13 protein-coding genes are annotated in these 13,603 nt (G+C 69.7%); 7 read left to right on the top strand and 6 right to left on the bottom strand.

Annotated features, from left to right (window positions below; translation table 11 throughout):
- Nucleotides 1–9: 9 nt before the first annotated feature.
- The 3 genes from O7628_RS16535 to O7628_RS16525 all read left to right on the top strand — a co-directional run bounded on the left by O7628_RS16535 (nucleotide 10) and on the right by O7628_RS16525 (nucleotide 3,533).
- Nucleotides 10–1,227 (top strand): twitch domain-containing radical SAM protein, encoded by a 1,218-nt coding sequence (locus O7628_RS16535; protein ID WP_178063231.1) that lies wholly within the window; start codon nucleotides 10–12, stop codon nucleotides 1,225–1,227.
- 315 nt (nucleotides 1,228–1,542) lie between these two features.
- Nucleotides 1,543–2,811: a nucleotide disphospho-sugar-binding domain-containing protein gene (locus O7628_RS16530; RefSeq protein WP_278131706.1), complete on the top strand. Its 1,269-nt coding sequence runs from the start codon at nucleotides 1,543–1,545 to the stop codon at nucleotides 2,809–2,811.
- Nucleotides 2,811–3,533: a class I SAM-dependent methyltransferase gene (locus O7628_RS16525; RefSeq protein ID WP_278131704.1), complete on the top strand. Its 723-nt coding sequence runs from the start codon at nucleotides 2,811–2,813 to the stop codon at nucleotides 3,531–3,533. Before O7628_RS16530 ends, O7628_RS16525 begins: the two co-directional genes overlap by 1 nt.
- Before the next feature lie 79 nt (nucleotides 3,534–3,612).
- Here O7628_RS16525 and O7628_RS16520 read toward each other — a convergent pair whose 3' ends face one another.
- Nucleotides 3,613–4,647: a ketoacyl-ACP synthase III family protein gene (locus O7628_RS16520; RefSeq protein WP_178063230.1), complete on the bottom strand. Its 1,035-nt coding sequence runs from the start codon at nucleotides 4,645–4,647 to the stop codon at nucleotides 3,613–3,615.
- A gap of 328 nt (nucleotides 4,648–4,975) precedes the next feature.
- On the opposite strand from O7628_RS16520, the gene O7628_RS16515 reads away from it, so the two are divergent.
- From O7628_RS16515 to O7628_RS16500, 4 genes are all read left to right on the top strand, one after another.
- Complete coding sequence (locus O7628_RS16515) at nucleotides 4,976–5,809, top strand: TrmH family RNA methyltransferase (RefSeq protein WP_278131702.1); 834 nt, start codon at nucleotides 4,976–4,978, stop codon at nucleotides 5,807–5,809.
- Nucleotides 5,810–5,910: 101 nt separating this feature from the next.
- The gene (locus O7628_RS16510) at nucleotides 5,911–6,741 is read left to right on the top strand and encodes a phytanoyl-CoA dioxygenase (protein ID WP_278131701.1); all 831 of its coding nucleotides are present in this window, start codon (nucleotides 5,911–5,913) and stop codon (nucleotides 6,739–6,741) included.
- Nucleotides 6,734–7,762 (top strand): methyltransferase, encoded by a 1,029-nt coding sequence (locus O7628_RS16505; protein ID WP_278131699.1) that lies wholly within the window; start codon nucleotides 6,734–6,736, stop codon nucleotides 7,760–7,762. Before O7628_RS16510 ends, O7628_RS16505 begins: the two co-directional genes overlap by 8 nt.
- Nucleotides 7,763–7,802: 40 nt before the next feature.
- Nucleotides 7,803–8,750, top strand: coding sequence for an NAD(P)-dependent oxidoreductase (locus O7628_RS16500; protein ID WP_278131697.1), 948 nt, complete (start codon nucleotides 7,803–7,805; stop codon nucleotides 8,748–8,750).
- Between the two features lie 55 nt (nucleotides 8,751–8,805).
- On the opposite strand, the gene O7628_RS16495 is transcribed toward O7628_RS16500, so the two are convergent.
- The 5 genes from O7628_RS16495 to O7628_RS16475 are packed head-to-tail and all read right to left on the bottom strand — an operon-like array spanning nucleotide 8,806 to nucleotide 13,568.
- The gene (locus O7628_RS16495) at nucleotides 8,806–9,219 is read right to left on the bottom strand and encodes a hypothetical protein (protein WP_278131695.1); all 414 of its coding nucleotides are present in this window, start codon (nucleotides 9,217–9,219) and stop codon (nucleotides 8,806–8,808) included.
- A 31-nt stretch (nucleotides 9,220–9,250) separates the two neighbouring features.
- Entirely contained in the window at nucleotides 9,251–10,270 is a 1,020-nt protein-coding gene (locus tag O7628_RS16490) for a glycosyltransferase (protein ID WP_278131693.1), read from the bottom strand.
- A 6-nt stretch (nucleotides 10,271–10,276) separates the two neighbouring features.
- Nucleotides 10,277–11,461 (bottom strand): class I SAM-dependent methyltransferase, encoded by a 1,185-nt coding sequence (locus O7628_RS16485; RefSeq protein WP_278131691.1) that lies wholly within the window; start codon nucleotides 11,459–11,461, stop codon nucleotides 10,277–10,279.
- A complete protein-coding gene (locus tag O7628_RS16480) occupies nucleotides 11,458–12,702 on the bottom strand; it encodes a class I SAM-dependent methyltransferase (protein WP_278131689.1) in 1,245 nt (414 codons plus the stop codon). Before O7628_RS16480 ends, O7628_RS16485 begins: the two co-directional genes overlap by 4 nt.
- A 41-nt stretch (nucleotides 12,703–12,743) precedes the next feature.
- Nucleotides 12,744–13,568 carry a class I SAM-dependent methyltransferase gene (locus tag O7628_RS16475; RefSeq protein WP_278131687.1) on the bottom strand — a complete coding sequence of 275 codons (825 nt, stop codon included), beginning with the start codon at nucleotides 13,566–13,568 and terminating at the stop codon, nucleotides 12,744–12,746.
- Nucleotides 13,569–13,603: the final 35 nt, after the last annotated feature.

The following is a 13,603-nucleotide window of genomic DNA, read 5'->3' as shown; positions in this document are numbered from 1 at the left end:
GGGCATCCGATGAGCGTTCCGGGCGACAGCCACGCCACCCCGTCCCCGACGGCCGATCAGACCGCGTGCGTGCTGCCGTGGATCCACCTCTGCGCCTCCATCGACGGCGTCTACGGCCGGTGCTGCGTCGACGACTCGATGTACCACACGGAGCTGTACGACGAGCAGGAGGAGCCGGCGTTCGCGCTGAACGACGACGCGATCGGTTGCTCCCCGGGCTCGCGGTACGCCAAGGACAACCCGGACCGCGTGATGGGCATCCGGGAGGCGTTCAACAGCCCCAACATGAAGCGGACCCGGCTGGCGATGCTCGGTGGCGAGCGCGTGGAGGCGTGCAAGTACTGCTACTTCCGGGAGGACCACGGCGCCCAGTCCTACCGGCAGAACGTCAACCGCCGGTTCCACCAGGAGTACGACCTCGATGCGCTCGCCGCCCGTACCGCCGCGGACGGCACGGTCGAGGAGTTCCCGTTCTTTCTCGACATCAGGTTCGGCAACCTCTGCAACCTGCGGTGCGTCATGTGCACCTACCCGGTGAGTTCCTCCTGGGGCGCCAAGCAACGCCCGTCGTGGTCGTCCGCGGTCATCGACCCGTACCGCGACGACGACGAGTTGTGGGCGACGCTGCGGGAGAATGCGCACCTGATCCGCAAGCTGTACTTCGCGGGTGGCGAACCCTTCCTGCAACCGGGGCATTTCGCCATGCTCGAGCTGCTCGTGGAAACCGGGAACGCGCACAACGTCGACATCCAGTACAACTCGAACCTGACCGTCTCCCCGGACAACGCGATAAAGCTCCTACGGCACTTCAAGAGCGTGGGCATCGGGGCTTCCTGCGACGGCGTCGGCGAGGTGTTCGAATACATCCGGGCCGGCGGGAAGTGGGCGGACTTCGTGGCCAACCTGCGCCTGCTCCGGTCCGACTTCGACGTCTGGCTCCAGGTGTCCCCGCAGCGGCACAACCTGTGGGACCTGCGCAACGTGCTCGAGTTCGCGCGTACCGAGGGGCTGGAGGTGGACCTGGCCAACGTCGTGCAGTGGCCGCAGGATCTCTCGGTCGCCAGCCTGTCGGCCGAGGAGAAGGCGCGCGCCACCCAGGAGCTGACGGACCTGATCGCCTGGTGCGCCGAGCTCGGCTGGGACAAGCCCGCGACCCATCTCGACGCCCTGCGTTCGTTCATGAACTCGCTCGATCCGACCCGCCTGGTGGACGACGGGGTGTCCTGAACGACGACCTCCGCAACGATTTCGTACGGTGCCGCGACAGTTCCTGACCCAGAGCGAAGAATGGTTGATGCATATGCCAGGCGTTTCCTTGCCGCCGAAGATCAGGTGTGGGGAAAACGCTAGTCCAGGTCCGCTACTCTCGGTCGGGCAGCCGCCGACCGCAGCGGAGCCTGTCGCGCCGGGCCGGTCGATTCGCGCTTGTGTGGTGATCGGGCTCGGCACGTGAACAAGCGACCCGTGCAGGTACGGCGCTAGGGAAAGGTTCCGATGCGGATTCTGTTTACCGTGTCCAACTGGGCTGGACACTACATGTGCATGGTTCCGCTCGCATGGGCGTTCCGGGCGGCCGGGCACGAGGTCCGGGTCGCCTGCCCGCCCCAGCAGGTCTCGGGGGTCCAGGCGACCGGCCTGATGCCGGTGTCGATGCTCGACTCCGCCGACATGATGGAAAGCGCCCGGCTGGCCTACTGGTCGTTGGCGATCAACACCCCGCCGCAGAGCGGGGAGATGCCGCTGCCGCTGCATCCCTTCACCGGTGAGGCGCTCGGCTCCGTGCGCGATTTCGACACCGGCATGCTGAGCGACTTCTGGAAGAGGTCCATCGCCGCGGTCCAGCGCAGCTTCGACAACGCCGTGGACTACGCCGCGTCCTGGCGTCCCGACCTGGTGGTGTACGACATCATGGCAGTCGAGGGGGCGCTGGTCGGCATATTGAACGACGTACCCAGCGTCTTCTTCGGGCCGGGCTTCATCGGCACGGTGGAGACCGAGCCGGGGCTCAACATGATGGCGGGGGATCCCCTGTCCTGCTTCGAGAAGTACGGCGTGCAGTGGACCCGGCGCGACATCAAGTACGCCGTCGATCCGTCGCCGGACGTGACCATTCCACCCATGGGCGACGCGCTGCGGATACCCATCCGATACCACCCCTTCAACGGATCCCAGGACGTCGACCCCTGGCTGTTGGGCCCGGTCAAGGGCAAGCGGGTGTGCGTGGTGTGGGGCAACTCCGCGACGGGGGTGTTCGGCGAGCGGCTGCCGGCCCTTCGGCAGGCGGTCGAGACCGCGGCGCAACTGGCCACCGAGGTGGTGCTCACGGCGGCGCTGTCCGAGGTGGACGCGATGGGCACGCTGCCACCGAATGTCCGGGTCCTGCGCAACTGCCCACTCGAACTGATCCTGCCCGACTGCGACCTGCTCATCCACCACGGCAGCGCGAACTGCCTGATGAACGGCATCGCCATGGGGGTGCCGCAGCTGTCACTCGCGCTGAACTTCGACGGGCAGATCTACGGTCGGCGGCTGGATCCGCAGGGAGCGACCAAGACGTTGCCCGGGCTGCTGATCGACCGCGACGCGATCGACAAGGCCATCGGTGAGGTGCTGTTCGACCACCGGTACCGGCGTCGGGCGATCGAGCTCAGCGAGTCCGTCGGCGCCGCGCCGACCGCCGTGCAGGTCGCCGACCTGCTCGTCACCCTGGCCCGCGAGGGTGAGCTGACCGCCTCCGACGTCGCCGGGTTGGTGGCCGGCCGAGGGCCGCAACGTAAGGAAATCACCCAGGACACCGTGAGCGAGGTCTGATGAGCAACGCGCAAGGAACACCCGCCACCGGCCCCAAGCCGCCGCTGCGGAGCATGGGCGACCTCAACATGGTCTGGGAGTGGCAGACGCCGGACGAGATGCAGATCCAGCTCGCCGGCACCCAGCCCCGCGACGAGTACCTGCAGGACCGCGTCGACCGGGCGAAGTGGATCGCCGAGCGCCTCGGGATCACCCCGGAGTCGTCGATCTTCGAGATCGGCAGCGGCGAGGGGATCATGGCCAACGTCCTCGCGCCTTCGGTGCGCCGGATGCTGTGCACCGACGTCAGCCGATCCTTCCTGGACAAGGCACGAGTCACCTGCCAGGACCATGCCAACGTCGACTACCACCACATCGACAACGACTACCTGGCGGCCTTGCCGTCGGCGGAGTTCGACGCGGGCTTCTCGCTGAACGTGTTCATTCACCTCAACGTCTTCGAGTTCTTCCACTACTTCCGTCAGATCGCCCGGATCCTGCGGCCCGGCGGCAGGTTCGGGGTCAACTTCCTCGACATCGGCGCGTCGACGCGCAGCTTCTTCCACTTCTACGCGGAGCGGTACCTGACGGCGAACCCGGTCGAGTTCAAGGGTTTCCTCTCCTTCCACGGCGTCGACGTGATCTCCTCGTTGGCCGTCGAGGCCGGCCTGACGCCGCTGCTGGACGAGTTCGTCAACGAGGACGGGGTCTGCTATCTGATCCTGCGCCGCGACCAGAAGTAGGCGACGTGCACCACCCGCCCTCGGGGTGAGCGTCCAGGTGCCGGCGGGCACCTGGACGCTCCGGCCCGGCTTCCCGGCGTCACTTCGTCCAGGCTGGCGATTCGAGGACTTGGACGATGACACAGGACAGCACGACGCCGGGTGCGGTGCCCAGCATCAACATGTGGTCGCCGGGCCGGAGCTCCCCCGTGCGCACCAGGTGATCGAAGGACAGGATGGTGTCGCTGGCGCCGCAGTGCCCGATCCCGCGACCGTACTCCCAGGTCGAGCGCGACATCGGTAGGTCCCACATCGTCATCACCCGCTGCTCGACCACCTCGCGGGAGTAGTTCATGAACCCGACCCGGGCGATGTCGCCGATCCCGATCTCGGCCTCCGCCAGCGCCTGGTCGACCAGCTCGACGACCCGCTGCGGCACGTCGGCCATGGCTGCGGCCGCCGGGCTGCGGCTGGCGAACTGCTGGCCGATCCGGGCGCTGAAGTCCGTGGTGCGGCCGACCGTGATGCTGGGCGGGAACAGCGGCTCGTCGCCGCGGTGCAGGGCTTCGGCGGTCGTCATCGTCCGTGTGCACACCGAACGCAGCCGGGCGAACCCCGGTTGTTTGGTCAGCACGATGGCCGAGGCGGCGTCGCCACCGATGAAGCCGGGTCCCATCGACCAGCGGTCGATCAGCGGCGTGCCGTAGTTGTCCGCCGCGACGAGCAGGGCGCTCGTGCGTTCCGGAACGGCGGTGAGGTAGCTGGCGGCGAGCTCCATCGCGCTGAACAGACCGTTGCAGCCCTGCCGGATCTCCAGGGCGAGCAGGTCGCCACCCACCAGATGCCGTTGCAGGTACGACTGCGGCGGCCAGCCGTCCGGTCCCTGGTGCCACGTGCTGGCGTACAGCAGCAGGTCGAACTCCTTCGGCGACCCGCCCCACCGCTTGACCGCCTGCTGTGCGGCCCGGAGTGCCATCTCGGGGGGAGGCATGTCGCCCGCGACCGCGACGCCGACGAGTTCGTGCGCCTCGGCGTCCTCGGCCGAATAGAGGCCCCGGGCGACTGCCCAGTCGACGCTCACCCGCGGCGGAATGAACGTCCCGACACCGCCGATGAACATGTCCGGTGTCCGCATGAATTCTCCTCCTCACAATTCATGTTGATCATCACCGCAGCTCGGAGCCGCCCCGGCCTTCGTTCACCGGACCACGACTCTATGATGGCCGCATCGCAACTAGTCTGGAATTCCACCTAGATGTGGAACGGATCTTCGTGTGGTATTTCCCGCCGACGGAGCACGATGCGTTCGCCGGCGTCGGGCTCGGGGCCGCCGCCGAGAAGACGGCGGGTGCCACCCCGGCCGACGCCGACACTTGTCCCCGGCCCGCCGGCCCGCGCGGACGACCGGCATGATTGTCCCGCCGCAGGGCACGCAAGCCGGGTTCGTGGGAAGGGTCTCAGCCATGTCCAAGATCGGAGAAGGGCCGCGGAGGCGTGGCGTGGAGGCCCGGCTGGAGCGGCGCAACGCCAGATTCCAGCAGTGGGAGGCGCTGCTGACCAACCGGAACACGCGGCACCGGCTGGGTGAGTTCCTGGTGCAGGGCGTACGCCCGATCAACGAGGCGATCGCGCACCACTGGCGGATCCGGGCACTGCTGCACGCGGGGAACGTGAGATCGCAGTGGGCGCGTGACCTGGTCAGGGGGCAGGTCGCCGACGAGGTGATCCGGCTGTCCCCGGAGCTGCTGCACGAGCTCGCGGAAAAGGACGAGGACACCACCGAGCTGATCGCCGTCGTCGCGATCCCTCCGGACGACCTCACCCGGATCCGCGTACGCCCGAACGGCGTTCTGGTGGTGCTCGACCGTCCGATCAGTCCGGGCAACGTGGGCTCGCTCCTGCGCTCGGCCGACGCGCTGGGCATCGACGGGGTGATCGTCGCGGGCCGGGCGGCCGACCTCTACGACCCGAAGACGGTTCGGGGCAGCCGCGGCTCACTGTTCGCCGTTCCGGCGGTGCGGGCCGAGACGCCGACCGCCGTGCTGGAATGGCTGCGGACGATCGACGCGATGACGCTCGTCGGTACGAGTGAGGACGCGGTCACCGACATCTGGAATCACGACTTCACCGGGCCGACCGCGGTCGTCGTCGGCAACGAGACAAGCGGAATGAGCAGTTTCTGGGCCAACAACTGCGACGTGGTGCTCCGGATCCCCATGGTCGGGTCGGCGAGTTCGCTGAACGCGACGGTCGCCGCCTCGATCACGCTGTACGAGATCACCCGACAACGGGCCTGACCGCACCTCTGGTGGAATCGCTAGTCTTCCGCGGGAACTGCCTACCGTCGGCGCCGTCAGGATATAACCGGTCCGGCAGGGAGTTTCATGAGGAGGGGCGCATGCTGACAGCCGAGCAGATCGAGAGCTTCGTCGCCGACGGCTTCGTCCGGGTGCCGAACGCTTTCCCCGCCGCGCTCGCCGCCGAGTGCCGCAATCTGCTCTGGAAGCAACTCGACGTGGATCCCGACGACAGCTCGACCTGGACCAGGGAGGTCGTCCGGCTCGGTCTGCGGGGCGACGACGCGTTCGTGCGGAGCGCCAACACCCCGGCGTTGGTCGAGGCGTACGACCAGCTCGTCGGTGCGGGCCGGTGGCGACCGCTGGACATGGTCGGGACGTTCCCGATTCGTTTCCCGGTGGACCGCGATCCGGAACAGGCCGAGGACTACGGCTGGCACATCGACGCCAGCTTCCTCAGCCCTGAGGGCGTGGCCGCCATGAGCAGCGGTCAGGACTGGGAGGGCGAGCTCCCGCTCGTGCCGCCGGACTACGACCGGATCTTCCGCAGCAACCTGGTGTCGCGCGGCCGGGCCCTGCTGGTGCTGCTCCTCTACTCCGACACCGGCGAGCGTGACGCGCCCACGCTGATCCGGGTCGGTTCGCACCTGGACGTGCCGCCCCTGCTGGAGCCCTACGGCGCCGAGGGGACCTACCTCGCCTGCCGCGACGTGGGCGCGGACCGCCCCCTCGCGATGGCCACCGGGCGAGCGGGCGACGCCTACCTCTGCCATCCGTTCCTGGTGCACACGCCGATCACCAACACCGGCACCAGCCCCCGGTTCATGGCCCAGCCCTCGCTGCAACCGACCGGCGAGTTCGACCTGGACCGCGCCGACGGGCAGTACGTCCCGGTCGAGCGGGCGATCCGGGCGGGACTCGCCCGTGGATAGCGCTGCGAGCTCCCCGTGGCCGGCCGTGCTGCGGCTGGTGTTCGGCGGGATGGCGACGCACGTGGTCGCGCTCGCGGTCCGGCTGCGGCTGCCCGACGCGATCGGCGACGAGGAACGGGACGCGGCCGGTGTCGCCGCCGAGTACGGCTTCCAGGAGGGCCCGATGCTGCGGCTGCTGCGTGCGCTCGCCGCGCTCGACCTGCTCGCCGAGCCCCGCCCCGGCCGGTTCACCGTCACCCCCGTGGGCGCGCTGTTCCGCAGCGACCGGCCGGGATCGATGTACCCGCTGGCCCGGATGCTGACCGATCCGACGATGACGAGCGCGTGGCAGAACCTCGAGTTCAGCCTGCGCACCGGCGGCCCGGCCTTCGACGAGGCGTTCGGGATCGACTTCTTCGGCTACCTGTCGTCCCAACCGGAGCTGTCCGAGCTGTACAACGCCGCGATGAGCCAGGGCACCCGGGGAGTCGCCAGGGTGCTGGCCGGCGCGTACGACTTCGGCCGGTTCCGGACGGTCGTCGATGTCGGCGGTGGCGACGGGACGTCGCTCGTCGAGATCCTGGCCGCGCACCCCCGGCTGGGCGGGGTGCTCTTCGACAGCCCGTCCGGCGTCGACGCGGCCGAGCAGAACCTGGAAGCGGCAGGTCTGACGGCCCGCTGCCGGATCGAAACGGGAGACTTCTTCTCGGAGGTACCGCGCGATGGCGACCTTTACCTGCTCAAGAGCGTGATCCACGGCTGGGACGACGAGCATGCCGCGGTGATCCTGCGCAACTGTGCCCGCGCCGCCAGGGAACAGGGACGCATCCTGCTCGTCGACCACCTGATGCCGGACACCGTGCAGCCCGGGCAGAGCCCCACCACCTACCTCACCGACCTGGGCCTGCTCGTCAACGGTCAGGGGATGGAGCGGACGAGGGACGACTTCGCCGGCCTCTGCGCCAAGGCGGGTCTGCGGATCGCCGAGGTCGGGTCGCTGCCGTCCACGGGCTTCCACTGGATCGAGCTCTGTCCCGATTGACCGTCCGCCAACCGGTCGAGTCGTCGTCCAGGAGGTACGAGTGAGCGACAACAGCGTCATCGTGTTCGGAGGCACCGGCTTCCTGGGGCGCCAGATCGCGAAGAACCTCGTGGCCGCGGGGCACGACGTGCTCGTCGTGGCGAGAAACCCGCCCAGGGCCACGACCGGGTACCGGTTCCGGGCGATCGACGTCTCGGGGGTACGGCCCGGGGAGCTGGCCGCGATGCTGACCGCCGAGCGCCCGGCGACGATCGTCAACGCCACGGGCGGCAAGTGGGGCCTGACCGGACGGGGCCTCGAGGCGAGTTGCGTCGGGGCGACCGAGGCCATCCTGACGGCGCTGGCGATGACCTCGTTGGTGCCACGGTTCGTGCACCTCGGATCGGTGCTCGAGTGTGGGCTCGCCGCACCGGACGCGCCCGGGGCCGCCGCCCAGCGCTCGTCCCGGCCCGCCAGCGAGTACGACCGGTTCAAGCTCGCCGCGACCGAGGCCGTGCTGGAGGCCGCGGCGCAGGGGACCGTGGACCCGGTGGTGCTGCGCCTGGCCAACGTCACCGGCCCCGGTGTGCCGCCGGCCAGCCTGCTCGGCCTGGTGGCCGGCAGCCTGGTCGAGGCGGCACGTCGCGGCGGGCACGCGAACATCGAGCTAACGGCGCTGGACGCCCGCCGCGACTACGTGGACGTGCGCGACGTCGCCGAGGCGATCCGGGCCGCGATCCGGGTGCCCGGCACGACCGTTCCCATCGCCATCGGCCGGGGCGAGTCGGTGTCCGTGCGCACGCTGGTCGCGATGCTCGTCGACATCAGCCAGGTGCCGGCCACCGTGGTCGAACTGCCGGCGCCGGCCGCAGGCGCCGAGGACTGGACCCGGGTCGACCTGCGGCCGGCGCGTGAGCTGCTCGGCTGGACGCCGCGGCGGACGCTGTCCGAGGCGATCGGGGCGCTCTGGCGCCACGCGCTGGAAGGCGACCCGGTGGAAAGCCGGTGACCTGCGCCTCCGGCCATCGTCAACGGTTTACCAGCGGGTCGCCCCGCCCGGGCGCTCAGCCGTTCGTCGCGAGGGTGTGCGGCAGCGGCTGCACCTGGACGATCGGCGGGTCACACTCGTCCCACGGTCGGGTCAACATGGCCACGAAGGACAGCGACGTGATCGAGTAGACCGCGTGCATCACGCCGGAGGGCGTGCGCGTACACGTCCCCCGGGCGACGTGGATGAACTCCTCCGGGCAGTCGGGGTCGTCCGGATCGTCCTTGGTCACCAGCACCCCCTCCCCGTCGACGAAGAGCAGGTATTCGACGAAGTGCGGGTGGTAGTGCAGCCCGCGGACCTTGCCGGGGTGCATGGTAATGAGGTTGAACTCCAGGATCGGCTCTGGTGGCACCCAGGTGAAGATGCCGCCCCGGCCGTCCCGGACGGTGTCCAGGTTGCAGCTCGGGTGCAGGACCTCGATCTTCACGAAGAACTCCATTCGTCAGTGGGCCCGGATGTCACGTCCAGGTACGACCGGCGAGCACGTCGTGGTAGATGGCCTCGAACTCCTTGGCCACCACGACGTGGTCCCACCGCTCCAGCGCCGCCGCCCGGACCGCGTCCGGCCCGGGCAGCGCCGTCACGACGCTCCGGGCCTGTTCGACGGTGAAGTCCGCGCCCTCGGGCACGACCGTTCCGACCGCGGGCACGATCTCGGCCAGGCATCCGTTCGGCGTGCCGATGACGGGCGTCCCGCACGCCGCGGCCTCCGACACCACGGTCGATCCGGGCTCACACCACACCACGCCCCACGGCCCCATGGTGCTCTGCGACAGGACCATCATCGCGGTCGCGCGGGAGATCAGGTCGAGCCGTCGGTCGCCACCCACCTCGCCGACGAGGTCGACGCTGTCCCCGAAGTCGCGCAGGATCCTGGCCAGGTAGTCCTCTTCCCAGGACGGGCCCGCCACGACGAGGCGACGCCCGGCGGCGCTGGCGAAGGCGGCCGCCTCGTAGGTGCCCTTCCATTCCGAGATCCGACCGAGGTAGAGCAGGTAGTCGTCCTTGTCGGCCCGGAACGGGTAGCGCGCCTGGTTCACCGAGATGCGGACCACCGGCGCGACGTCGTTCTCCGCCTGGGCCCGTTGGGCATAGGACGCGTACACGCAGTTGCGCGGATACTTCGGCTTGCCGGTCAGGTGGTGGGTGGACAGGTACGCCATGCCCCGGGGCAGCCGGTCGGGATCGATCTGCCCGCAGGAGAAGTCGTGGACGACGTCGATCGTGGCCGCCTCAGGGCTGTTCAGCCAGGCGTGCATGTCCTCGATCTCGCCCGCGTCCACCACGGTGACCGCCGGTGCGACCGGCGTCGTGCCCGGCGCGCCGAGCAGGAACACCTCGTGGCCGAGTTCGAGCAGGCCGTCCATGTGGTTCGCCACGATCCAGTGGATGCCGGCATAGCCCTGCGGCGGGACCGTGATCCAGTGGCTCGGATCCGTCGGCACCCGCAGTGCCATCGTCACCAGCACGACACGCATGAGTCCTCACTCCCCCGCTGACCGCTGCGGTTTCGGCAGATCGCGCATCGGGTCGTTCCGCGGCCGCCACGTGGCGTTGGCCTGTTCGGTGTTGCGGCCCTTCTCGACGAACGCGAGATTGTGGTAGAGATGCAGCCCGGTCACGGTCAGGTCCGGGTACGTCGGCTGGTACGGACTGTCGTGAAGGCGATCGCGGTGGTGCAGACCGTCGACGAGTGTCTTGAGGAAGCCGACCGACGTGGCGGGGTCGGACAGGTCGGTGCCGTTTCCACCCCACTCCGGCCAGTACGAGGTGTGCAGGTCCTCGATCACGTACACGCCGCCGGGGCGCACGTGGGGGAAGAGCGCCTGGAACGCGGTGATGACGTGGCTGCTGACGTGGCTGCCGTCGTCGATCACGATGTCGAAGGGGCCGTGCCGCCGCGCGAGGTCGGCGAGCATCGCCGGGTCGGCCTGGTCACCACGGAGCGTGGTGAGCCGTGGCTCGTCCAGCAGCGACTTGTCGTACACGTCGAGCCCGTACACGCTGCCGCGGTGGAAGTAGTGCTTCCACATGCGCAACGAGGCCCCGCCGGCGTCCGGCTCGTGGTAGCCGCCGATGCCGATCTCCAGCAGGTTCAGCCGGTGGTCCCGGAACCCGCCGAGGTGCCGCTCGTAGTGGGAGGTGTACCAGTGCCCGCCCCACTTGTCCGAGCCGAACCGCAGTGCCAGCGCGGCCAGGTCGCCACGGTACGGCTCGCACGCGCGGAGAGTCTGGTAGGCCGCGCGGGTCGCCTCCTCCCGCCGTACCAGCCACGGGTCGTCGGGCTTGTACTCCACCGGGCCGGGCTCGTCCTTCATCACCACGTCCCGGCCGGTACCGGTCCACGGGCCGGCCGGCCCGAACACGTCCCGCACCAGCGCCGCCAGGTCGTACCGGACACGCACCCACGGGTCGTCGGTCCGGCCCGGCCGTGCCTGGCCCCCGTCCGGACCGGCCGCCAGGAGGTAGGAGATCTGTCGCGCGTCAGCGACGTCCACGTCGATCTGCACGGTCAGCGACGTCGCCGGGCCCGGGTAGAGGACGGTCCGGCCGGCCACCTCCGCCATGGCCACGGCCACCACTGCTTCCGGATCCTCGGCCGCGAGGTGCACGCCCGGGTCGGGAGCATCCGCCGCCGCGAGCAGCCGCTGGACGAGCGAGCCGGTCACGACCCCACCCGCGAGTCGGTCCTCGACGCCTGCACGACCCGCAGGCTGGGCAGCGGGAAGATCAGCTTGGTTCCGGCCGCCACCGTGGCCGCCTCGCGCGCCACGATCTCGTCGTGGAAGTGCCACGGCAGCACCAGGTAGTGGTCCGGGCGGCGGGCCCGCGAGTCGGCCTCGCTGATGATCTCGATGTCCGTACCGAGGGTCCGCGCGCCGACCTTGTCCGGGTTGCGCTCGGCGGCGTACGGGATCAGCGTGCGGTCGATCCCGCAGTACTGCAGGAGGGTGTTGCCCTTGGTGGAGGCGCCGTAGACGTGCACGGTGCTTCCGCTGTCGCGCAGACCATGCAGCATCTTGACGAGTTCGTCGCGGTGCGCCCGCACGTTGTCGGCGAACCGCTCGTACGGCTGGCTCTGGTCCAGTCCCAGCTCGCGCTCCTGCGCGGCGAGTTCCGCCACCGACCCGTCGGCGTGGTCGGCGCCCTCGGTGGACCGGGTGACGACGCAGCAGATCGAGCCGCCGTTCATCCCGTTGACGCTTGCCCGCCTGATCTCGAGCCCGGCCTGACGCAGGATGAAGGTCAGGGTGGAGAGCGAGTAGTACGACAGGTGTTCGTGGCAGATGCTGTCGTACCCGGTGGTCGCCAGCATCTCGCGCAGGTAGGCGACCTCGACCACCCAGACGCCGCCGGGAGCGAGCATCCGCTCCACCGCGCGGGCGAACGCCACCGGGTCCTCGACGTCGTAGAACATCGCGATCGACGTGACGACGTCGAACGTCCCGGCGTGCTCGTCCAGCGCCGGGCTGGGGAAGAAGTCCCGGACCAGGGTGATGCCCTCGGGCGCGTCGTCCGTCGCGTTCGACGGGTCGATCCCCCACAGCTCGGCCCCGCGCAGGTTCTGCAGCAGGGTGCCGTCGTTGCAGCCGATGTCCAGGGCCCGCCGGAGCGGCCGGCCGAGTGCCGCCACCCCGGATTCGGCGATCTCCCTGAGGTGCGTCCGCATGGTGTCGTTGATGCGCGAGCGGTACCAGTAGGTGTCGTACAGCAGACCGGGGGGCAGGGTGTGCCGCAGCTGCACGAGGCCGCAGTCGCCGACGCAGCGGGTGAGTTCGAGCGGGAACCTGACCGCCGGCGGCTCGGGTGTCCCGGGCTTGACGAAGGACCCCTGCAGATACTGGTCGCCGAGGTCGAGGATCGTACGGAGTGTGCCGCCGCAGACCCGGCAGTCCGTCCGCGCGTTCACCTGTCGTACCACGCTCTCGTCATACGCTGATGCGGTCCGACTCACGTAGCGGTCTCCTTCATGTGGGGTTTCCGGGCGACGAGCAGAAGGTCCAGATAGAACGGCGCGTCCGGGCCCTCGCGTCTCCCGAGATCGCCGAATGCGCGATCCAGATACGTGTCCAGGGAGCTGGGTAACAGGTGGTCCACCAACCACAGGGAGCGCAGCACCAACCCGACCGGGCCGATCGCGGGCCAGCCGTTCTCGCGTCCGTACCAGCGCAGCAGGAGCAGCAGTCCTCGCGGCCCGCAGGTCAGCTTCAGCACCCGGTCGACGGCGAACCCGGCCAGCTCGGCCTGCCGGGCCAGGCCGTCCGCCGTCCACCGCCAGAGGTCCTGACCGCCGTGCTCCTCCCACACGCCGTGGGTGGACAGCACCAACCGGCCCCCGGGCCGCAACAGCCGCAGCGCCTCACGCAGGTAGGCGTCCGCGTCGGTCACGTGTTCGAGGACCTGGGTGGACAGCACGCCGTCGAACGTCGCGTCGGGCGCCGGACAGCGTCCGTCGTGGTCGAGCGCGTAGTCGGCCGGGTAGGACTCGCCGCCGGGAATGTCTGCCGTCTTCAGATCGGCCGCGGTGAACAGGTTCCGGTACGGCGACGTGCCCGCGCCGTAGTCGAGCCAGTTGCCGGAAGCGTCGCCCAGCACCTCGGCGAGCGCGTCGCGCAGATCGATGAAGTGCGCGTAGGCCCAGTCGCCCCGGCGCGGATCCGTCCGTTCGCGGAAACGTTCGGCCATCACCTCGTCGAGGGTCGGCTCGGCCTGCTGCTTCGAGACGGCCCCGAGCAAGGCGTTCACCCCCGGGAGCCGGCCCAGCAGGCCGATCACCGCCGGGGCTCCTGCCCACGGTGGACCGGCGGTGT

The organism is Micromonospora sp. WMMD956, assembly GCF_029626125.1.
GTDB lineage: Bacteria > Actinomycetota > Actinomycetes > Mycobacteriales > Micromonosporaceae > Micromonospora > Micromonospora carbonacea.
This window is presented reverse-complemented; position numbering and strand designations above follow the sequence as displayed.